This window comes from Vibrio pomeroyi (assembly GCA_041879425.1).
Classification (GTDB): domain Bacteria; phylum Pseudomonadota; class Gammaproteobacteria; order Enterobacterales; family Vibrionaceae; genus Vibrio; species Vibrio pomeroyi_A.
Genome location: CP090855.1, coordinates 38,120 through 59,494 on the forward strand (window position 1 = coordinate 38,120; position 21,375 = coordinate 59,494).

Here is a 21,375-nt window from a genome sequence, read left to right on the forward strand (position 1 = left end):
CTTGGTAACATTTATGCTGGGTCAAAATTATAGAATCCTTTTACCTTTGCTTCTAACTGCTTGTTTTGTGGTTTCACTAACTGTGAGGGCTGATGGAGAAAGGCTCGACGATGATTTTAAAAAACTTGAAAAATTTCAAGAGACTGTGAGTGGTGAGCCTATTTCTGTTGTAGCAGAATCGTCTGAAAAACCCGTAAGGATCGCTTTAATTTACCCAAGCGCAGATATTTCCGATTTTTGGATACGTAATTTCGTTGCGCTAAAGGAAAGGCTGATCGCTTTGGAGCTCAGATTTGAGATTGATGAATTCACATCAAGGCAGATTGAACACTCATTGCAAACTCAATACACGGAACAAGTGCTCAGTTCGGATACTCCGTATGACTTCGTCATTTTTGGACCTTCAGAATTGGATATTCAAGCCGGAAACATTCAAAAGCTGTCGGCGTCCTCCGACTTTAAAACCTTCATTTGGGCTTTCCATACTCCTAACGAGCAGTGGTCACATCAGCCAGATAGCTGGTTTGATTTTTCCAGTGAGATGGGCGCGAAAGTGTTGTGTGATCACGTGGTTCAAGAGTTAGGTAATGATGTTGAGTTTTCCGCGAACCGAGGTATTCCAGGCATCACCGACACCCAACGCTCACAAGGCTTTATCGATTGTGTTGAAGAGAAAGGCGATTGGTTAACGGTTTATGAGCATTTTGGGCAGTATCAAAAAATTGGAGGGGCCGATGGGATCCGCCTAGTACTCGGTAACTTTCCGGAAGTAACCATGGTCCACAATGCCAACACGGCGATGACGATGGGAGCGGTGGACGCGCTTAGCGAAGCTGAGATGCTGTCTGAGATATATGTGACAGGTTGGGGAGGAACCGCAAAAGAAATAGAAAAAATCCGTTCTGATGAGCTTGATGCTACCCCTATGAGGATGAGCGACGACTTAGGTGTTGCCACGGCAGAAGCGATTAAGTTTCACTTGGAAGGTCGACAAACAGAGGTTCCGTTGATCTATTTAGGCAGAATCACGGTTGTGCACAACAAAATGAACGATGCGGAACTGAACCAATTAACTCGAGAATCGTTTCGTTACTCAGGTAAGCACTAGGCTGCTAAAATATAGGCCACTATTTGTCTCGTCCTAAAATACGTTCGATAAAAAAGCCACTTACCAGTAAAGGTAAGTGGCTTTTTAGTCGATACCTATTCGCGATCTCGTTGACGCAAGAAGTGACTGCTAGTCAACGATTTCCTGCAATACTTCTCCAATCGATCCACTTGGCTGAGTAATGCCTAGCTTGTTAGAAAGAGTAGGCGCGATGTTGTAAGGCGTTATTGGCCGTGATACTTTTTTCGCTTTTACATCATAGCCGGCGAAAATGATGGGTACATGTGTGTCGTATTTCCACGGTGAACCGTGGGTTGAGGCTATTTGTAGACCTTCCATATCGTTGATGTAGCTGCGCGGCGCAAAGACCACATAAACATCGCCGGAGCGAGCAGGGTGATAGTTGTTTTTAATCAGCTGCATGACGTGTGTATCAGGCACTCTGTTCTTAGCGATGTCGCTGCTTGATACAGCAAACGCTACGCCTTTCACTTTCGAAATTTCATCTGCAATCGCTTCCTGAACCTTTGCGAGGTCAAGTTTCTTCTCAGCGATAAGATCATGATTCAGGTAAATGTAAGGCTGTGCATACAAGCGGATTGCGTTTTTGGTTAAACCAAATTGATCTTTCAATCGTTTCTCAACACCACTTGATAGTAAGGTATCTTTGTTGAAGTATTGTGCCTGATTAAAGCCAAGCGCATTTGCCGCAGGCGATGCTTCAGGTACGCCATGGTCAGCGGATAAAACAATGAGTGTGTTTTCTAACCCCACTTGGTCATCGACGGTTTTTAAAAGCTTCGCGATGGTTCTATCGAGTCGAATCAAGTTGTCTTCAGTTTCTAAGCTTTCAGGTCCGTATAGATGGACCACATAATCGTTCGATGAGAAGCTAACCGATAGGTAGTCGGTGGCATCGCCTTGCCCAAGCTTTTCTTGCATCAATAGTGTGCTGGCAAAGTTCTCTGTAATCTCATCACCAGCAGGGCTCACGGTTAATGTGGTGCTGTAATATTTATAACTCGCTGGGCCATAAGGGTGAGGGAAAGTCCTTTGGAAATCACCTAGCTTAACCTTGTAATAAGTATCGTGCTCTTGAAGGGTATATTGGTCGCGCGGCAACGAGAGATCCCATTTCTGTTTGGAGTATTGCGCAGCAACTTTCTTTTCATTCCAACGAGATACCCAATCTGGATATTCATCATAGTAATAATTACTGGTGACAAACTCAGATTGTGCTTTCGAGAACCAAAACGCTTTTCCACTGTGTCCTGCAAGAGAGATAGCACCACGGTCTTTCACTGACACACCAAAAACCTTTGATTTTCCGCTGTTGGAGATCGAGAGTTCATCACCAAAGGTAGTGGCAAGGATCGGCTCTGGAGAACGGCCATCGCCTTGTGCTGTCTTTTGTGTTGGATCTATCTCTGTAGCCTTATCGACACCCGCACCAGAGGTCAACATGGTGTAGTTGCCATCCTCTACGTTATACACTAAGCGCTCTTCACTGCGGTCATACCAAACGTTACCAACCATGCCATGTACACTTGGTGGAGCACCTGTTGCTAGTGATACATGGCCGACAATGGTTTCTGTATTACCATGCTGATAATTGGCATTGGTGTAATAGGTGCCATCATCTATCAAGTAGCGAAAGCCACCCTCACCAAAGTTATGCTTATAGCGCTCTATAAGGTCAGCACGCAGACCATCAACCGTGATTTGAAGAACCAAATCAGGTTTCTCTGCGGCTGTTGCGGGCAAAGCACAGAGTAGAGCAAGTGTAAGACCTGAAAGCTTGGTGTAGTGCATAGGGTGTCCTTATTCAGTGTGGCCGCAGTGTTCTTGCGTTTGGTCAGACTTTTAACGTTGAGATAGGGTTATTCAAGTATCTAGTTCGCATCTTTAACCAAGCGCAATCCCATGTCCGACATGGTGATGGATTGGCTTGCGAAATCACGACGGTAACTTTCCGATTCATTTTCGTCATAAGCAAAACTGCCACCGCGAACAGACTTGTGCGATAAGCCTACGTCGTTGTGTTTAGCGTTGTTTGGATTGTCTGTTGGACCAAATCGGTAGAAGGTGTCATCGAAGGCATCGATCACGAATTCGCCAACATTACCTGTCATGTCATATAAGCCTAGTTCATTTGGCTTCTTTAGCCCGACTGGGTGTGCGCTATTTTTCGAATTTGCTGAGTACCACGCAACATCATCTAAGTTATTGGAACCACTGTAAGTATAGCCTTTGCTTTTGTTGCCACCTTTGGCAGCAAATTCCCATTCTGCTTCGGTTGGTAGACGGTAATCTTCGCCAGTTAACTCATTCAATTGCTCTACGAAATAGTTCGCTTGTTGCCAGCTTAGGTTGTTAACGGGAACTTGTGGGTTTTGGAAATAACTGAGAGATGAGCCCATGACAGATTCGAACAATTCTTGAGTCACCTCAAACTTCGCGATGTAGAAACTATCTACAGTAACACTACGTGCTGGTCGCTCGGCTTTACTTGCTTCTGGGCTGTTTGAACCCATTGTGAATGTGCCGCCTTCAACGAGAACCATATCTTGGTCAATTTGTTGGGCAATAGGGTGTGTTGGCACGCTTGAACAGCCGCTGAGAAGAATAGTCATGGTGACGCCACTGACTGCTACTAAATGTTTGTAATTTATAAGTTTCATCACGTGCCTCAAATGTTCGAAATAGGGTGTAATTCTAACGTTTTTGGTCATTCCTATTGGTTATAAAGGGTATAACATGCCACTGACTTAATTCGGAATTATGATGGGAACAAGATAATAAGATAGGTAGGTAAATCATGCATATTACTCAAGGTCCTCAATATAATGGTAAAGCGTCTAAACGCTTACATGTTATGGCGAAGCCGATTGGCGCAGCGTGTAACATTGACTGTAAATATTGTTATTACCTAAGTAAGCAAGATTTGTTGGAGTACAAGAAAGGTAGTTCTCCAAGAATGGATGATGAGACGCTAGAGACTTATATCCGACAATACATCGAAGGTCAAAATACGCCAGAAATCATCTTCTCATGGCAGGGCGGTGAACCTACCATGCTAGGTTTGGCTTATTTTGAACGCGTGGTTGAGCTACAGAAAAAGTATCAGCCCGAAGGTGTGTTAATTTCAAATGACCTACAAACTAATGGCACCCTGTTGAATGACGATTGGGGCCGCTTCTTAGCAAAGAATAATTTCCTGATCGGTTTGAGTATTGATGGCCCTGAAATGCTGCACAACGCTTACCGTACCAATCGAGCGGGTCGTGGCACATTTAAACAAGTGATGGCTGCTGTCGAGCTGCTACACAAGCACCAAGTCAAATTCGCCACGCTTACCTGTGTGAACAACCTGACCAGTCAAAATGCACTCGAAGTGTATCGTTTCCTACGTGATGTGGTGAAGTCTCCACAAATGCAGTTTATTCCTATCGTAGAACAGAAAACCTTTAGAACCGTTGCACCGCAAACGTCTCAAGTGAGTGAGCAACTCAAGCAAGGTGACAAGCGTCTTATCCCGGGCCACAAAGATTCGATCATGGAATCATGGTGTGTTTCGGACTTAGCGTGGGGCAACTTCCTAATTGCTGTGTTTGATGAGTGGGCGAAGCACGATATCGGTAAAGTGTTTGTTCAGTATTTTGAAGCGAGCTTAGAAACGTGGATTGGTCGCCCAAACCCGCTTTGCACCCTGAATGAGATCTGCGGCAAAGGCTTAGCGATGGAGCCAAACGGCGATGTGTTCTCTTGTGACCACTACGTTTACCCTGAATATAAAATTGGCAACATCCACCACGAGAAGCTTGATGACCTAGCATATAGCGCACCACAACAGAAATTTGGTTTCGCTAAATCACGTACGCTGACGAGCCAATGTCAGCAATGTGATTACAAGTTTGCTTGTCATGGCGAGTGTCCGAAAAATCGCTTTATCAAAACTCGTGCGGGTGAGCCGGGCTTGAACTATTTATGCGCGGGCTGGCACAAGTTCTTCTCTCATGTTGATAAATCGATGGCGTATATCGCGCGTGCGATGAGACACCCTGTTGCTCATGGTAAGTACAGTGATTCTGTGATGATGGCGCGTCGAGCAGAACTGGCAAAACAAACGACGTTTGAGACCAAGTTTTAACTCAATTTCTAAATCAAGTTCTAGGTTCAGAGTTATCGATCCTAACGAAATTTAATCAGATATGAGTCTAGGGACAGGCTAAGTTCTCCAGCTTAAGGTAATACTATGATCAAGAAGAGTTTAGCGACAGCGGTTGCTTTATTTATTTCAACGTCTGCATTGCTATCAACGTCAGCGATGGCGGCCAATAGCGTTCAACAAACCGTTGATGCACCGGCACAAAATATCAATCAAGTGCTTGAAATGACGGACACTCAAACCCGCATTCAACAGTTGTCTTACATGGCGCAAGATCAGAATCAGTCTATTGAAAACCGTACAGGTGCGCTGCAAGAATTGGCATCTTACCCAAGCCAAAACGCGCTGGTGGCTGTTGCTAGAGGCTTGAAAGATCAAGACCCTGAAGTTCGCGAAGCGTCGGTGATTGGCTCTGAACCTTATCAACTAGAACATCGCTGGGCATTGGTATCTCCGTTGCTTAAAGACAGCGATACCATGGTTCGCCACACGGCAACATCGAATCTAATTCGTGACTTTAATGCCTTAGATGAACAACAAAAAGCGCAAATTGAACCACCAGTAAAAGAGCTGATCAGTTTTCTAGAAACGCAAGAATCTGAAAAGTACCAATTGCTGTTTGCTGATGTACTTCGTTGGCACAACGAGTGGGATAAGGCGGAAACGGTTTATCTAGAACTCATCAAAACGCATCAAAAAGAGCCACAAGTTTGGTTAAGCTACGCTGATAATTTCCGAGCGCAGAAAAAAGACCAACAAGCGGTCGATGTATTGGATCGCGGTTTGAAACATGTACCAGACAACGCAGCTCTGCATTACTCTAAATCTCTAACTCTGGTTCGCCTTGAAGATAAGAGCGCTGCGGCCAATGAAATTGAAGTAGCAGCTAAGTTAGCGAAAGATAACAGCTATTACTGGTACCTCAATGGGGTATTACAAGAAGAATTAGACATCGATAAATCGACCAAGTCCTTCGAAAAAGCGTATCTGATATCGGGCTCTCCAGAGCAGTTGTACGCAGTCTGTGACATTTACGTACGCTACGGTAATGAGAAAACAGACGAATGCTTAGTAGAGCTTGCGAAAGTAGCGCCGGGCTATGTGATTGACCAGCTCAAAGAGAAGCGAGTAGCGCCAAGCTCATAATATTTGAATGAGTCGATAAACTGAAATGTAGTTATTGAAAAGCCAGTCGAATCATTCGACTGGCTTTTTCGTATTTGGAGTTCTGTTTGAAATGTATCGTTAGAACAAGACACAAGCCAGAGGCTTCAAAATGGGTGAGCTTAACCGCTCACCCTTAAAATCAATTATTCGCCCATTGAGCTGGATGCACGACGACGGTCTGTTGCGCCGTAGATCTTGCCATCTTTGACTTCAATCGCGTTCAAGCCACTCACCACTGGAATCACATGCACTGGATAACCGAGCTGCATGAACTCAGGGACCAACATTTCAGCATAGGTTTTCTTTTCAACCAACAAGCCTGTTGGGTCATAAGGTTTAGTTCTGTCTATCTTAGTGCCGTATTGAATGTTAGGCAGATCAATCGCTTCTTGAGCGGAGAGATCCCAATCGAGAACACCAACCACGGTTTTCAACACGTAACCTGGGATTTGCGAGCTACCCGGAGAGCCGACGACTAAACGCAGGTCGTCTTTTTTGTCCATCACCATTAACGGTGTGATGGCGGAGCGAGGGCGCTTACCAGCTTCGATGGCGTTTTGAGTCGGTTTGCCGTTAATGGTTGGTTTGGTCGAGAAGTTCGCCATTTGGGCATTAAGAATCACACCATCGACCATGACTCCAGAACCCATGCCCGTTCCGACTGTGCTAGTCATAGCAATTGCATTACCATCTTTGTCGATGATAGAGATGTGACCGGTATCCTGACTTTCAAAGCCTTGATATTGTGCGTAGTCGATATCGGAAAGCTTGCCTGCCTTCGGGTTAGTCTGAGCAATACCATTTTCTGGAATCAGCTGACGTCGCTTATCAATGTAAGACTTGTTGAGTAGGGCGCTCACTGGTGCTTCAACATAATCTGGGTCGCCTGCATAAGCGATACGATCGGCTTTCGCGATTCGCATCGCTTCGGTCATTAATCGCCATGGCTCAGCATCGGTTTTGGACATGTCTGCCAAGTCATACGCTTCAAGCATTTCCAAGCTTTGAGCCACCATAACGCCACCAGAGGCAGGGTAGCCGAACGAAACAATCTTGTTTCCGCGGTAATCGCTCTCTATAACGTCACGCTGTTTCATTTGGTATTGCTCAAAATCTTCGATGGAGAGCTTAGCGTGATCTGAATCGATGCGGCTGTTGACCGTTTCAACGATGTGTTTACCAAACTCGCCACCGTAAAGGTATTTGTCACCTTGTTGAGCGATGTTGCTCAGTGTGTCGGCAAGCTTTGGGTTGGTCATCAAAGTGCCTGTTGGTTTGATCTCATCGTTATCCCAATAGAGTGCCTTGATCTCTGGGTCTTCAATCAAACGAGTTTGCTCACGAACCACAATGTCGTAGGTAGCTATTAATCGCATAGCCTTTGCTCGCCAGTTCAATCGCTGGCTGAACTAGCTCAGACCAAGGCAGCTTTCCGTATTCTTGATGGGCGTTATAAAGCAAACGAAGTGTACCCGGTACTGCGACAGATCGTGGTCCTAAAATCTCGTTTCGGCTGAGCGCTTTACCATCTTCCATAAACATGTCTGGAGTTGCGCTAGAAGGGGCTTCATCACGTCCATCGAGTGCGAGAAATTGGTCTTTGTCTTGTTGATAAAACAGCGCGAAAGTGCCGCCACCAATCCCCGTCATATCCGGTTCGACAACCGACATGGTCATTTGCATTGCAACCATCGCATCAATGGCGTTACCACCTTGCTTGAGTATCGAATACCCAGAGCTGCTTACGTATGGGTTTGTCGCACTTACCATAAACTTCTCGCCACTTTCGTCTGGCGTAATTGGAAAAGGATTTGGTTCGGCCGCGAAACCGACCGCTGAAACCAAGCTTAAAGATAAAGTAGCTATTCGCATGCGTTCTCCGTTTAAGGTATCTGTTTATTCGCTCTAAGATTGACCGAATTGAGGCGGTGAAGTTCGTGGGTTTGCAGCCTTTTGACACAATGTTGACGACTCTGACATTGGAACAAAATCACCTCAATATGCACCGTTGAAACGATAGTTAGAGTTTATGTTTCAATAGGGTGGACTGAAAAATGTCAGCGATAAAAAAGCCCAAGGTTACGTGAGTACCTTGGGCTTTGTTTTTAATAAATGCAGTCTAATTCGAAATTAGAAAACGAAACTCAGCATGATGGTGTAGAGCACTGCGTCTTTATCATCAAAATCTGTCTGGGCGTTAAAATCTTCAACAAAAGCACCATTTGTTTTACGAGCTTCAAAGTACTGCACCTCACCATTGATGGACACGTTAGGTAACACGTCGTAATCAACACCAATCAAATAGCTATTACCTGTTAGATGTTCATTAGAGTCAAACTCTGCGCCATAAACCACGTAGGGAGTAAACGAATTGAGTCTGTAACCCAAACTTGCGTACATCGAAGAAGAGAAGTCACTGATTTGACCTTCACTGGCCAGTATTGCTTGGCCAAATTCGTACTCAGCACCTAACGACCAAAGTTGGATATGTTGGTTATCTTGTTTTGGAAGAGAACCAACGTTTTTAATCTTAACCGTCTGATCAAAGTTTGAATCTAAGAAGGATAAGTTCCAACGATAGTTCTCACCACTCAACTGAAGGTTAGCACCGAACATTCGATTGGTTTCAAATTCCAGTTCTGTGCTCGAATTGAAGTCGACTTCGTTTTTGTCTTTGATACCGAAGAACGGGGAAAGCAATAAGGTAGCCTCATCACTTACATCGTGAGTCCAACTCACTTTGATACCATTGAACGCGGTAATACCCAGTACAGCGTTATACACCTCTGTAGGCGGCCTAGCGGTCATGTAGGCTTGGCCGACATAGTAGTACTCAGAGGCAAGAAACAGTGGAAGTCTTAATCGACCAACACTCACATCAAAGTCATTAAACTCATAGCCGAGATAAGCCCATTCTAGCTGTGGATCACTCCAATCGAACTGGGGTGCTTTAACAACTTGTACCGATGCTTTAAATGAGTTGTAGAAGTAGTCGAGTTGAACACCAAACGTGGTATCACAGTCGTAGCAGTTCTCATCAGTAAAGCCACGATTGATGATTAAAGGGTTGTCGTTATCTGACGTTGCCCACGACGTTGAACCAAAGCCACTCAAGGATAGGTTATCGGTAAGTTCAATAATGGCAAAGGCCGGAGAGGCAATCGAAGCACATAGCACTGACGTAATTATTTTTTTCATATTATTTCTCCGAACTTATAACGTAGAGAACGTTGGCATTTTGAGGAACCGAAGAGAGTGGGGAGTAACCAATACGGTTTGGTTTGTCGTCTAACCAGTCGACTAAACTGTCTGTTGATGCCGTTTTGATTTCTCTTGGATAACGAGCTTTTCCTGAAAAAGATAAGCCAGCCCAGTGTGCGTTCATTTGAGCGGCGTTCTTCCCAAGTAGAAGCTGATAAAATGCCTCTCTTTCGGCACTGTTTTCAGGCCAATCAGAGAGTTCTACACGCTTGCCGTTGAGACGTTTGGTTTTACCTCGATATAGCTTTCTCGCTTTGTTGATTGATATCTCTTCAAACCCTGAGTCTAAAGAGAATATGGCGTAATCTTCTGCAGCATGAGCAGGGCTGAGAAGAAGCAAGCTTCCTAACAACCCTATCACTGTTGGTAACAGCGCTCTGCTCGAGAGTGTTTTAATTGTTTTGATCCAATCCATTGGTTTCTCCTAACAAGTCGCACTTTCTATTTGGTGGAATAGTTTTTCTTTTCTTACGGGCTTCGCTACGTACCCATCCATTCCGGAATCAAAGCACTTTTGAATATCATCATCGATAACACTGGCGGTTAACGCGATAATAGGAGTCTTGCTTAAGCCTAGATTTTTCTCGTGTTCTCGAATCTCCTTAGTTGCTGTGAAGCCATCCATCACCGGCATCATGCAGTCCATTAAAATAATGTCGAAGCTGCTGTCATTCTGATACATATCAACGGCTATTTGGCCGTTGTCAGCAATTTCAAAGGCGTAACCGGCCTTTTTAAGCATGACTGAAGCAACTTTCTGGTTTACGCGATTGTCTTCAACCAAAAGGATCTTCTCAGACTTGCTTGGCACAACGTTAAACTCAGCTTGTTCTGGTAATGTTTGCTTGGCTGCTTGTGCACTATGAATAGGGGTAACCGTTGAGTTTGTTGATGCTGCTGGCGCGGTATGCGTGGCTGGCAGTGGCATCGCTTCTACAGCCGCAAGCACTTTCTCCTTCAACATCTCGAACTTGAATGGTTTTGGCACGTAGTCGTCCATACCCACGTCGAAACACTTTTGAATATCGTCATCAATCACACTGGCGGTGAGGGCGATGATAGGGATACGGCGCGTGGCATTGGTCTCTTTTTCAACTCGGCGAATGTTGCCTGTTGCTTCGAAGCCATCCATAACGGGCATCATACAATCCATAAGAATCGCGGCGTAATCTGGGTTTGCGGTAAACATGTCCACAGCTTCTTGGCCGTTATTCGCAAACTCAAATTCGAAGCCACTTTTTCCTACGTGAAGCCCGGCAATTTTCTGGTTGATCTTGTTGTCTTCAACGATAAGAATTTTGTGTTGAATGGTCGTAGCTTGTTGGTTGGCTTCTGACAATTCAGCTAAGCCTTGTGTATCACACAGTTCAACCGCTTTAATCAAGCGCAGGCCGAGCAGGGGCTGTGAGACTTGAGCTGTAATGCAGTGGCCGATATCGGCAGGGTCACTCAGGAATGAACGAATTAAACAAATCGTCGCGCCGCTCTTGTGGAGCTTGTCTAGATTGTCTGAATAGTCACTCGCTTGGAATGAATCGTCTTCAGCAAAAATGACCGTGATTGGCTTGTCGTGTTTTTTCGCTGAGATTTGCTCATTGATGGTGTCCGCACTGTTTGTTTGTTGAGTGACTTTCAAACCATACAGGTTAAGGTCGCTTTCTATACGTTCAGAAAGCATGCTCTCGTTACCCAGAATGTAGATGTTTGCCGTTGCGGTGCTCGGTTTTGGAAGTGGTAAATCAACAGGGAGCGCGAGGTCGAAGTAGAAGCAACTGCCTTCTCCTTTGACTGAATCGAGTTGAATCTGGCCACCCATAAGTTCAACAAGCTGAGTACTGATAGCAAGACCAAGGCCGGTACCACCGAATTGTCTGGTCGTTGAATTATCTTCTTGAGCGAACGGTTCGAATATCTGTTTCTGTTGCTGTTTGTCGATACCAATACCGGTATCGCGCACTGCAAATCGAATGGTCACATTGTCGTCAGATTGTTCGAGTGTCTTGATTGATAGCGTTACACCACCTTCGGCCGTGAACTTCACTGCATTCGACATAAAGTTCATCAAGATCTGTCTTAAGCGGTGGTCATCGATCATCACACGTGCAGGTGTGTCGGGGCTGATATCGACGTTGACTGATATTTTCTGCTCTTTGGCTTTAGGCGCAACAATCGAAGCGATGTCGTAAATGGATTCTCGAACCGACGCTGAATGCGGGCTGATCAATAACATGCCAGACTCAATCTTAGAGAAGTCCAAAATGTCGTTGATAAGGCTTAATAGGAGCTGAGATGAGGTCTCAATGGTATCGACGTAATCGCGTTGTGTCGGTGTCAGCGGTGTGTCCGAAAGGATTTCTGAAATACCGATAACCCCGTTCAGTGGGGTACGAATTTCGTGTGACATATTAGCCAAGAAGCTACTTTTGGCCTTACTGGCTTGTATCGCGTGGTCTTTCGCTTCTTCTGCGTCTTCTTTGGCGCGCTCTGCATCTTCTTTAGCAAGCGTTAGCCTTTCCTTTGCGTGTTCTCTTTCGATGGTTAGGCGTTCGACTTGTTGAGCAAATAGGCTGAGTTCGTCTTTACCCTGAATCAGCTTATCTAAAGAAGGGCGTTTTTCATCGTTTTCACTTTTCAGGAACTTAAGTACCAAACCTAGGTTGTTGGTGACTTGTCTTGCCAAGCTTAGGGTTAACCCCATGACAATAGTAGCGAGTAGGGCAACGATGGTAATAAACAATGTTCGTTGTACTTGCGCGTCTGATATGGCTTGCTCAACCTCTTGTTGGAACTCTTGCTTGATAACATTGCCGAGACTTTGTAATAAACTGAGTCGAGCACTCATCGCTTCCAGTCCGACTGAAACTTCTTGCGGTGTCAGTTGGCTAATGGCGTTTAGATCAAGTAGTGCGTTTCTGATCTCTTGGCTCTGAGCAAATACATCGTTTCTAAAGACCTCAACCATCAGTGACACTTGATGTTCATTGGCATTCAATGACACAAAGCGTTCTAGGAACAGTTGCTGTCTTTCACTCAAGGTTTCGATCTGCTCAGCAAGTTCTGGGTCGTATTCTTGGCTAGTCTGGAATATCTCAATCAGTGAGGTACCCAGCTTGAACTCTTCGTTTGACCAAAACATTAGCCATTCAAGTTGTTGTAGTGCGGTGAGGTGTTGTTGAATTTCGCGCTTGGTATTTTCGAATGGGACTTTTTCTATCTCAAGTAACAACTGCTTGTATAAATCACTTTGCCACTCAAGGGCGTCCAGCTTATCGTAAGTGTCAGTCGCTTCCATCGTGGATAGGGTCGCTTCACTAAAATCCGCCACCAGTTGATTCATATCATCAGAAGCGTTTAAAAAAATGATGGGTGACAGCGTTTTTAACTCGGCCTTGACCTGGCTGCTTTGCGTAGCAAACTCTTCAGGGCTAGAAGCCAGAGTACTCCGATACAAGACCGAAATATCTTGCAGATACACAGATAACTGATTGGTTCGTTCAAAATCGGTTAACTGGGTCGTTAAGATATAAGCTTGTCTGCCAGCAAGGAAGAGCAGTAGTGAAATGGGAAGTAGAACTAAGCCAAAGAGTTTATGTTTGACTGAAAGGTTATTCCAGACCGTAATCGCCATATAAGGATCCATCCAACTGTTTTTATATAAAAACAGTAGAATAAAAATGCCGATATGGAAACTTTGAAACTGTAAATTTAGTGGAAGTGTGGGAGGGGTATAAGTTCTTGTGATTCCAGAGCTTATTTTGAAATAGGTTCTCTTTGTAGCAAATTATAGCGATTGATAGTCGGTTTGTTTTTTTATGCTTATTGATGAATAACTTAAAAGACGCGCTAATGGGGGCGTTTTTTATCGAGACTTAATTCAAACAGTAATTGCTCTAACACGGTTTTTGCAGAAGGTTCTAACGTCCAAACACCAAGCATTCTGCTTAATGCCGCGCGGTATACTCTGTTTTTGAGTAGGAAGGCGAGCGTGCTAGTGTCATTACTTAATACATGCGTTTGCACAACGGTCAGTTCTGCTTTGTTCTCTATATCGATTTTTTGAAGATTGAAAGCGGGTAGGAAGGCACACTCATACCAAACCTCAACGATTTCTCGAAGTTCGATCTCTTCTTCAGGTACATCGCACTCCTGAAGTTGGTGGTTTTCAGGAATTGCGGATAAGTAGGCTACATCAAGCTTGTCTGCAACGAATGTGTACATTGGCTTCCTTGTTATGGGGGATTCTAGAACGAATCATCTCTCTCACTTATGTTTTTGTCAATTACATCCATTTGTCTAACGAGTAATTTGTGAATAAGCGTTGTCGTGTTTAACTTAAACTGTTTAAGTATTTGTCTGTTAAGCCAAAATATTTCAAATTCCCATCGGGTTCGAGAACCAAACTCATATTAGAAGTCGCGATCAAACCGGGATCATTGGTCGAAAAAATGACGGTCTTATTCAGCAACTTATCGCTGAACAAGCGGTTGAAGTACTGCGCATTTTCATTTTCAGCCCCGTTGAAGGGTTCATCAATGATTATCAGAGATTGCTCACAGTTACCTAAGCCAAGCGCCAAACGCAGCTTTTGCTGAATGCCATTGGGAAGACTTTTGCATTTATCGACACTTAATTCAGTTGCCAAGCCCTCTGGGAGCCATTCATCTAATTCGAAGAAGCTCACCATCTCTTGCATCTTTTCAGTAGGGATTAACCCATTGTGCAGAATGAAGTTGGTTTCCAAAGAGCCTTCAAAAATGTGCAGATTGAAAGGGATGTAGTTAATCGATGTGCGATAGCGGTAACTATTGAACTGCTTGATGTTATAGCCATCGACAGACACAGCTCCCTGATAGCGGTCTTCTAATCCAGCAATGATCGATATGAGCGTGGTTTTTCCACAGCCAGTCGGGCCACAAATCACCACTTTTGCACTTGGCGGTATCTTGAAACCAAGGTTGGTTAATCCGGTCGCTGCGCCTGTGTAACGATGGCTGACACCACTTCCCACAATGCTGCCTTGGAATAGGCGAATCGGTGGGCTTTTCTCTAAGGTCAGCTTATCGTCGTTCATCGACATCAAGTTGTTTATCTGTGCAGATGAAGCCTTGATGGATTGAAACTTAGAAATTGAATTATAGATGCCCATGATTGGGCCTAACGCTTTCCAAACCAGAATAACGGTCGCGAGCATGGCCCCCGCATCTGAAGTTCCTTCCATTACACCTATTACTGCAGTGACGATACTTGCCGTACCAATTACCTGAATCAAACTGCCGCCCGCTGCCTGAATTTTACTGTTGGTGACGGCAACGTTCTCGGCATCGCTGGTACTTTGTGAGTGTGACGCACTAAATCGAGATTGAACGACACGTAGCAGCGGTAAGCCTTGAATGGTCTTGATACCACGGAGGATTTCATTCCATTGGTAAGAGACCATGGCGTTAGCGCGCGAGCTTTTGGATGTGGCTTGTGAGTAGATGTAACGAGAGTAAATACAGAACACTAACATCAAGATTAAGCCGCCCATCACCACAAGTGCAGCGGTACCAGACATCAGAGCAATTGCTATGATGAATACAATCACAAACGGCATATCAAAGTAACTAAGGGTTGATTCTGCAGTCACTAAGCGGCGGAAGGTGTCGATATCTTTCAAACGAGCCAACTGAGACGAAACCCCGGCGGTTGAGGTCATCGCGTAGGGCAGCCAAAGCAGTTTCGATATTACGGCTTGAGATATGTGTACCGCGAGGTCTTTACCCGAAGTGGCTATGATGTTAACTCGCATCTTCTTGAAGAAGTATTCCGAGAAGCCGACAATCACGGCAAATAAGGTCAGCCAATAGAGCGTGGCTTGAGAGCTCGAAGTCAGTGCGAAGTTATAGACACTCATGATGAAGAATGGCTGTAACGCACCCAAGATACTGATCACGAAGCTGAGAATAATCAGACTCTTAAGTTCATTGTTGTAACGGTAGAACGCGTATTTGATCCAATTGCTTCGGTCTTGCGATTCCGGTGGTGGTTCACGGAATAAACGAGAATATTCGCTAATCGCAATCAACAAGCACGGTTTCTTACACATTGGATATTCAATGGTGTTGTTGTTCGTGTAATCAAATAGAAGCAGTTTTCCGTCTTTGGTACCCAAGAAGATAGCACTGAGGTTTTCTATCTCGATAAAGCATGGGTGAGGGTGCTTATCGATGTTTTCGAGTGTTTTTAACTTGGTTACATCACAACGGTACCCAAGGCGCTCGATGGTTGCTGTAAAACTGTCACCATCTTTTGGTTTCGGAATGAAAGCGTCACTGAGTATCGCGGGCGTTCCTTCCCATTCCAGTGCTATCAAGGTGTAAGCCAAACCGCGAATCAAAGGCGATTGGCTGTAGCGTTCGTCATACCCGCTCGCTTCGAAATCTAAGACACGCTGCGGAACGTTGTTGAAGTCAACTAGGATACTCATTGGTCACCTCCCGTAAGTTTGACACGTTTGAGGCGGTGGTTAAGTTTATCCATCTTGTTACTGGCGATAATTAAGATCTTGTCATTGGCACGATAGGCAGTACTGGTGAGAACGACACGTGCAAACTCTTCATCAAAGACACAATCAATATCATCGAATATCAATACACGTTTGCTCGCGAGTAAGGCTCGTACTAATAACAGCGCGTAACCAACTTGGCGTGAGAATGGATTACGCATGTGACCTTTGAGCTCGGTATAGAAACCTGCAGGCAATCCATCGATTTGAGCCTTGATGTTCATGGTTTCACATAAGGCAAAAGCCGTATTGTTCAAGCTTGGGCGGAAACAGGTGAGGTTATCAATAATGGTTCCTTCTACAAACGAACTTGTTTTATCGACCATCAGCACGCTGTTACGCCAAACGTTATAGTTAACGTCATCCAGAGGTGTGTCGTTAATCATGATGTCCAGCTTGCTATCACTGTTCTGCCTTGTAATGCAGTTAGCAAGGTGTGTTTTACCCGAGCCACTTTTCCCTGTCAGCAAATAAGCTTGGCCGAGTTCGAACTCAATGCGCTGCTTTTCCGAATATTTAACAGAGATCCGTTCAACCTCTGTTGTCTCGTGCTGGTGTTCAACAGAGGCCGCCAATTCAAGAAGTTCGGCGATACGTTGTATGTGGAGCTTGTTTAACTCCCATCGGCTCGCGGTGCGCATTACTTGTTGGTAGGGCGCGAAGTAACGGTTGGTGAGCATAATGATCGCAGCCATGATGCCTTGGCTAGATTCCATATTAATTACCGCTGTTGCTAAAACGACAACCACACAAGCAATAGAAAGCTGTTGAATCAGCGCTAATATTAGGCCGAAGTTCGATTCAATCTGCTCATATTTGATGTTCTCTACTTCACGTTCTTCAACCATTTGAGTCATTAAGCTTTCAACGCGGTATTCCATGTTTCTGGCTTTGATATCTAATGGGCTTGAGATGATCTCAATGATTTTGGATGTGGTTAAGCCTTCGATATCAGACTTATTCTGTAAGCTACCAATCTTTTGTTTAGAAAGGCTCCAAGCGAAAATGGCTAAGATCAGCGAAGCAATCAGAAGTGTCACGCCAGCCCATATGTTGATTAGGCCGATAATGAGGATGGTAATCACGCTGACGGCTAGGTTGATCAGCGCTCGAACCGATTCGCCACCAAAGAAGGTTTTCAACTCAGGAATGGTTGAGATTCGTTCTAGGTATTCGCCCGGTTCTAAACGACGGAATTTAGAGATTTCCGCTAAACAAATAGATTGGAATACCTTGTTGGTTAGGTTGGTCTCAAACTGCCTCATGATGACGGAAGATATCTTCTCTTCCTGACTTTTCAGATGGTAGTCGAGGAAGATAGAAATCAAGATAATTGCGAACAATAAGAACAAGGTATCTTGTGCTTGGTTAGGTAATACTCGGTCGAAAATGATCAAAATAGAGAAGGGCAGCACTAAACCAAAGAGAGTGGAAATTATTGTCGAGAAAGTCAGATAACACTTATCTGCCATATTGATTTTTTGAGAAAACTGGTCAGTTTGCATTACGGCCTCCTTTCTTCAATGAATCCGTTGAAAGAAGGTGTTTAGGCACGAGCTCTTGATTATCGCGCCCTTCGATATCGCTCATTAATTGCATGATGCTTTCGATAGATTGAATCGAGAGTACGCCTTTTGTTTGTTCAAGCTTAATGGTCTCTATGATGTAATCGTATCGTGCGCTTTCGTAATCTCTTAACGCGCTAAACAGTTTACTTTCTGCGGCAAGCAGGTCGGTGATGGTACGCGTGCCTAACTGGTAAGCCCTTTGGATCCCTTTGTAAGACGCATAGTTGGCGCGAATGATGTTTTCGTAACTGCTGATGGACTGCGAGAAATCATTAATGTTGAGCACGGCAGTGTTCACACTGTTACGCGTGGTGTAAAGGGAGTCTTGGTAAAGCAGTTCGGTACGCTCGATGGCGGTCGATGATTTTTGATATCCGTAGTAATCAGAGCCACCAGACAAGATAGGCACGGCTAGATTTAAGCCAACGCTGGTTGAGTTACTTTCACCTGTCGCTGTGATGTCAGTTTTGTCGTAGTTATTGGCGTCATCGTGACGATAACTGGCTGAAAGCGACACGGTAGGTAAGAAGTTCGAACCGCTCTCTTTTAAGCTTCTGCGGCTTCTCTCTACGTTTTTCTTAGCTACTAACAAGTCGTTGTTGAGCTTTAACGCTTGTTCCATGATTGAGCGTTGCTCGGTCTCGTTTATCTCTTTTAGAGGCACACTTTCGTAGATATCTTGCGACGGAGTGATAGGGTATTGAATCTGAATCGATAGCCCGTTGAGAATGACGCGACGGTCTTTCTGTAAGGTTCTCAATCGATTCGACACACCTTCTTTCTGAGCAATCACTTCGTAAAGCTCACTGGCGGCTGTATTGCCGAGTTCCACATTGCGTCGCATTTGATGTTCACGTGTCTCAGACGATTTAAGCTCTACCTTGGTCGCTTTAATTTGTGCGTTATTTTTAAGGTATTCAAAGTATTGAGAGCCGATTTCCGAAATCGTGCTTTGTATTTTGTTCTCGTGCTTAATCTCTTCGATATTGAAGTCGAGTTTTGCCGTCCCATATTTGAAAATATCGCCGAGATTAAAGATCGATTGAGAAAGGGAAAGGCTGTAGCTATTCGAGTTATAGCTTGAAGTTTCATCAGGCACACTTGATAGCAAGGTTTCATTTTCATTCCATGTGGTATCGGCAGCACCATTGAGTGACGGCAGAAATTTAGAGCGACTGATACCTATGTTGTACTCGTTTTCTTCCACACCCTTATCACTGGCGCGAAGGGAGAGGCTGTTCTGCAGACCGAGTTCTACCGCCTCAAGCAGGGTAGTCGCCGATGCTGAAGGTGTCGTGCTTAATGTAAGCGCAGCGATGATGCTGCTAGTTAAGTTTTTGTACCGCCACATACTTGTTGATCACCTTGATGATTTCGTCGCTTTTATAAGGTTTGCTGATCACGTAATCCATTCCGGCTTCTATACAAGCCTGGTGTTCGTTACTGCTGGTCAATGCGGTTGCACCTATGATGGTACAAGGGTTTTTCTCGTTTTCTTGTTCAAACTGGCGAATGCGTTTTGTCGCCTCAATACCACCCATACCCGGCATGATGCAGTCCATGAAGATGATGTCAGAACGTTGGTTCATGAAGTGCTTCACGGCATCGGCACCGTCTCCGACTGTGTCTGGTTCGTACTCTTGTTTGGTCAAAATTCGTTTGAGTAAGATTTGCTGAACTCGGTCATCCTCTACGATTAGGAACGAGCTGTTTTCCATCTGTTCTTCTGATGCTTCCGCTTCCATAATGGTGAGTAGATTTGGAATAAACTCATAAGGAATCGCAGGGGAGTTAATGATCTTATCGACGAAGCTATGGCACTCTTGCGCTTGCTGCGTATTGGTCACCGACAGCAACAGCTTGGTATTAGGGTGATTCTTAAGCTGGGATTTGACCGTCTTGCTGAGTGAAGGCAACTTGTTGGGCTCAAAGGTATCGGTCAGCATGATTGCATCGTATTCACCAAATGTTTTCGCAGCCGAGAACAGCTCATTAGCGGTGCGAATTTCGGTGATATCCAGCCCCAAATTGCTGAGCATTTTCTTCATCACATCGATACGAACTTGAGTATTCGCACACAACAGTAAACGCTTACCGTCGAAGCGAGTTTTCTCTGTGTGGAAGTTCTTCGCTTTTAGGTCGAGCTCAATCTGAAAACGTTCCTGTGCTCCCGATTGGAACCAATGGCTTTCGTAATAGCCGTAATCTTTCAACACGCTTTTCGCTAAGTCATCGGTGTTAGCCGTGTGATCTTTGTGGGTGCTCCAGTGTAGTTTATTGAGCTTGGCAACAGAGACATCCAGCGTTGATAAGAAGTTGAGGTTGATGGTGACACGGGTGTTTTCCATGTCTGAAGCCGCACCCGATTCAATCGTGACAAATAGCTTCTTATTCGACTTGAGTTGGATAGCATTCGAAAGCTGAAGGAACAGAATCCAGAACAGGCTGGTGGATTGGCCTGCAACACGGTTCGGCAAATTATCAGAGATAAAACAGTCGAGTTCGCCTTCGTTTCGCTGAACTTTGGCGCTGATGTGGATCATTAATTCTGATAATACGCTGAGCAGCGAAAACTCTTTCGATTTGCTTTCCGTTCCTTGAGAAATCAGACGGTTATAGTTTTCTGCAAGTTCTGATAGGGTATTAGAAGCGGAGGTAATGTCCTTCGCCATTAACACGCCACTTTCATCGGTCTCTTGTACTAGGTACTGAACACCACCGTTGATAGTATTGGTGATACCGCGAATCTCGTAGCCAATTAGTGCGTATAGCTGTTTATAGAGATCGTTATTGCGTTTTTGGTCTTCCAATTTACTGAAGATCAGCTTGAGGTGAGAGTAGATTTGGCGCTGTTTGGGATTGATACTCACTTCATTGAGAAGTTCTTCAAGTCTTTGTAAATCTAGCTGTTTTAGCTCTTGATACAAAGCATCAAACTCATAATCAATTTCGCGCTCATTGGAGCTGGATTTCTTTAGTTTCAATATGGCCACTAAGTTCGACAGAACTGCAATCACAGCCAATATTACGACCACCATAAACAACCAGACAAAGAACTCATTTTTCTCAGACATCAAGTCGCTGGCATGGTTGTTAAACATGGTGCGATAGTTGTCGTCCATCTGTAGGTAGTTGTTCGTCAGTGACAGGTATAAATCGAGTATGTCGTTACGTGTTTTAGCGCTATCGGAAAAACGATTTATCGCGAGTTCAAGTTGTGTGTATTCGGTTGCACCAACCAGACTGAACTCGGTTTTGTTTAATGAGGCCAATGATCGAAATTCGTCGATTTCACTTTTCAACCTTGATAGGTTCAACTCATTGCTGCTGCAGCTGTTTGCTTTTAAGCAATGCTGCAAGGTTTGGATATCAAGCTCTATGGTTTGGTTGAGTTTTTGAGCTTGTATGAGAAGCGGGGCACTTTGCACTTGTGCAACAGAATCTACTTTCGACCAAGAAAAGTATAAATAGAAAGCGAGAGTTACCAGTACGACGCTAAATAAGATGCTGAGTCGCAAGGCAGGTACGGAAATGTTGTAAGAAGGTTTTTCGCTCATTG

The 21,375-nt window shown here is 44.6% G+C and carries 13 protein-coding genes and 1 pseudogene; 3 read left to right on the forward strand and 11 right to left on the reverse strand.

What is annotated here, in order from left to right; genetic code table 11:
• Positions 1–13 precede the first annotated feature (13 nt).
• Positions 14–1,108, forward strand: a complete 1,095-nt coding sequence (locus L0992_16285) for a ribose ABC transporter substrate-binding protein (protein XGB69606.1) — start codon at positions 14–16, stop codon at positions 1,106–1,108.
• A 129-nt stretch (positions 1,109–1,237) separates the two neighbouring features.
• Here the strand turns inward: L0992_16285 and L0992_16290 are convergent, their stop codons facing one another.
• Positions 1,238–2,920, reverse strand: a complete 1,683-nt coding sequence (locus tag L0992_16290; GenBank protein ID XGB69607.1) for an alkaline phosphatase family protein — start codon at positions 2,918–2,920, stop codon at positions 1,238–1,240.
• Positions 2,921–3,000: 80 nt separating this feature from the next.
• Positions 3,001–3,789, reverse strand: coding sequence for a formylglycine-generating enzyme family protein (locus tag L0992_16295; GenBank protein ID XGB69608.1), 789 nt, complete (start codon positions 3,787–3,789; stop codon positions 3,001–3,003).
• A gap of 137 nt (positions 3,790–3,926) precedes the next feature.
• On the opposite strand from L0992_16295, the gene L0992_16300 reads away from it, so the two are divergent.
• Positions 3,927–5,258: an anaerobic sulfatase maturase gene (locus L0992_16300; protein ID XGB69609.1), complete on the forward strand. Its 1,332-nt coding sequence runs from the start codon at positions 3,927–3,929 to the stop codon at positions 5,256–5,258.
• 105 nt (positions 5,259–5,363) lie between these two features.
• A complete protein-coding gene (locus L0992_16305) occupies positions 5,364–6,422 on the forward strand; it encodes a hypothetical protein (protein XGB69610.1) in 1,059 nt (352 codons plus the stop codon).
• 164 nt (positions 6,423–6,586) lie between these two features.
• On the opposite strand, the pseudogene ggt reads toward L0992_16305, so the two are convergent.
• The 9 genes and pseudogenes from ggt to L0992_16350 all read right to left on the reverse strand — a co-directional run bounded on the left by ggt (position 6,587) and on the right by L0992_16350 (position 21,373).
• A pseudogene (gene ggt / locus L0992_16310) lies at positions 6,587–8,315 on the reverse strand (gamma-glutamyltransferase).
• A gap of 258 nt (positions 8,316–8,573) precedes the next feature.
• Positions 8,574–9,641, reverse strand: a complete 1,068-nt coding sequence (locus L0992_16315) for a sulfate ABC transporter permease (GenBank protein XGB69611.1) — start codon at positions 9,639–9,641, stop codon at positions 8,574–8,576.
• A 1-nt stretch (position 9,642) separates the two neighbouring features.
• Positions 9,643–10,119 (reverse strand): hypothetical protein, encoded by a 477-nt coding sequence (locus tag L0992_16320; protein ID XGB69612.1) that lies wholly within the window; start codon positions 10,117–10,119, stop codon positions 9,643–9,645.
• Between the two features lie 9 nt (positions 10,120–10,128).
• Positions 10,129–13,332: a response regulator gene (locus L0992_16325; GenBank protein XGB69613.1), complete on the reverse strand. Its 3,204-nt coding sequence runs from the start codon at positions 13,330–13,332 to the stop codon at positions 10,129–10,131.
• A 215-nt stretch (positions 13,333–13,547) separates the two neighbouring features.
• On the reverse strand, positions 13,548–13,922 hold the full coding sequence (locus tag L0992_16330) for a hypothetical protein (protein ID XGB69614.1): 375 nt from the start codon (positions 13,920–13,922) through the stop codon (positions 13,548–13,550).
• 109 nt (positions 13,923–14,031) lie between these two features.
• Entirely contained in the window at positions 14,032–16,170 is a 2,139-nt protein-coding gene (locus tag L0992_16335; protein ID XGB69615.1) for an ATP-binding cassette domain-containing protein, read from the reverse strand.
• Positions 16,167–17,753, reverse strand: coding sequence for an ATP-binding cassette domain-containing protein (locus tag L0992_16340; protein XGB69616.1), 1,587 nt, complete (start codon positions 17,751–17,753; stop codon positions 16,167–16,169). Before L0992_16340 ends, L0992_16335 begins: the two co-directional genes overlap by 4 nt.
• The gene (locus L0992_16345; GenBank protein ID XGB69617.1) at positions 17,743–19,167 is read right to left on the reverse strand and encodes a TolC family protein; all 1,425 of its coding nucleotides are present in this window, start codon (positions 19,165–19,167) and stop codon (positions 17,743–17,745) included. Before L0992_16345 ends, L0992_16340 begins: the two co-directional genes overlap by 11 nt.
• Positions 19,142–21,373 (reverse strand): response regulator, encoded by a 2,232-nt coding sequence (locus L0992_16350; GenBank protein ID XGB69618.1) that lies wholly within the window; start codon positions 21,371–21,373, stop codon positions 19,142–19,144. The genes L0992_16345 and L0992_16350 overlap by 26 nt, the downstream gene beginning before the upstream one ends.
• Between the last annotated feature and the right edge of the window lie 2 nt (positions 21,374–21,375).

Bases quoted from the DNA above. Each gene is read 5' to 3' on its own strand.
- L0992_16285 (XGB69606.1), top strand. From the start codon at position 14: ATGCTGGGTCAAAATTATAGAATCCTTTTACCTTTGCTTCTAACTGCT.
- L0992_16290 (XGB69607.1), bottom strand. From the start codon at position 2,920: ATGCACTACACCAAGCTTTCAGGTCTTACACTTGCTCTACTCTGTGCT.
- L0992_16295 (XGB69608.1), bottom strand. From the start codon at position 3,789: ATGAAACTTATAAATTACAAACATTTAGTAGCAGTCAGTGGCGTCACC.
- L0992_16300 (XGB69609.1), top strand. From the start codon at position 3,927: ATGCATATTACTCAAGGTCCTCAATATAATGGTAAAGCGTCTAAACGC.
- L0992_16305 (XGB69610.1), top strand. From the start codon at position 5,364: ATGATCAAGAAGAGTTTAGCGACAGCGGTTGCTTTATTTATTTCAACG.
- L0992_16315 (XGB69611.1), bottom strand. From the start codon at position 9,641: ATGAAAAAAATAATTACGTCAGTGCTATGTGCTTCGATTGCCTCTCCG.
- L0992_16320 (XGB69612.1), bottom strand. From the start codon at position 10,119: ATGGATTGGATCAAAACAATTAAAACACTCTCGAGCAGAGCGCTGTTA.
- L0992_16325 (XGB69613.1), bottom strand. From the start codon at position 13,332: ATGGCGATTACGGTCTGGAATAACCTTTCAGTCAAACATAAACTCTTT.
- L0992_16330 (XGB69614.1), bottom strand. From the start codon at position 13,922: ATGTACACATTCGTTGCAGACAAGCTTGATGTAGCCTACTTATCCGCA.
- L0992_16335 (XGB69615.1), bottom strand. From the start codon at position 16,170: ATGAGTATCCTAGTTGACTTCAACAACGTTCCGCAGCGTGTCTTAGAT.
- L0992_16340 (XGB69616.1), bottom strand. From the start codon at position 17,753: ATGCAAACTGACCAGTTTTCTCAAAAAATCAATATGGCAGATAAGTGT.
- L0992_16345 (XGB69617.1), bottom strand. From the start codon at position 19,167: ATGTGGCGGTACAAAAACTTAACTAGCAGCATCATCGCTGCGCTTACA.
- L0992_16350 (XGB69618.1), bottom strand. From the start codon at position 21,373: ATGAGCGAAAAACCTTCTTACAACATTTCCGTACCTGCCTTGCGACTC.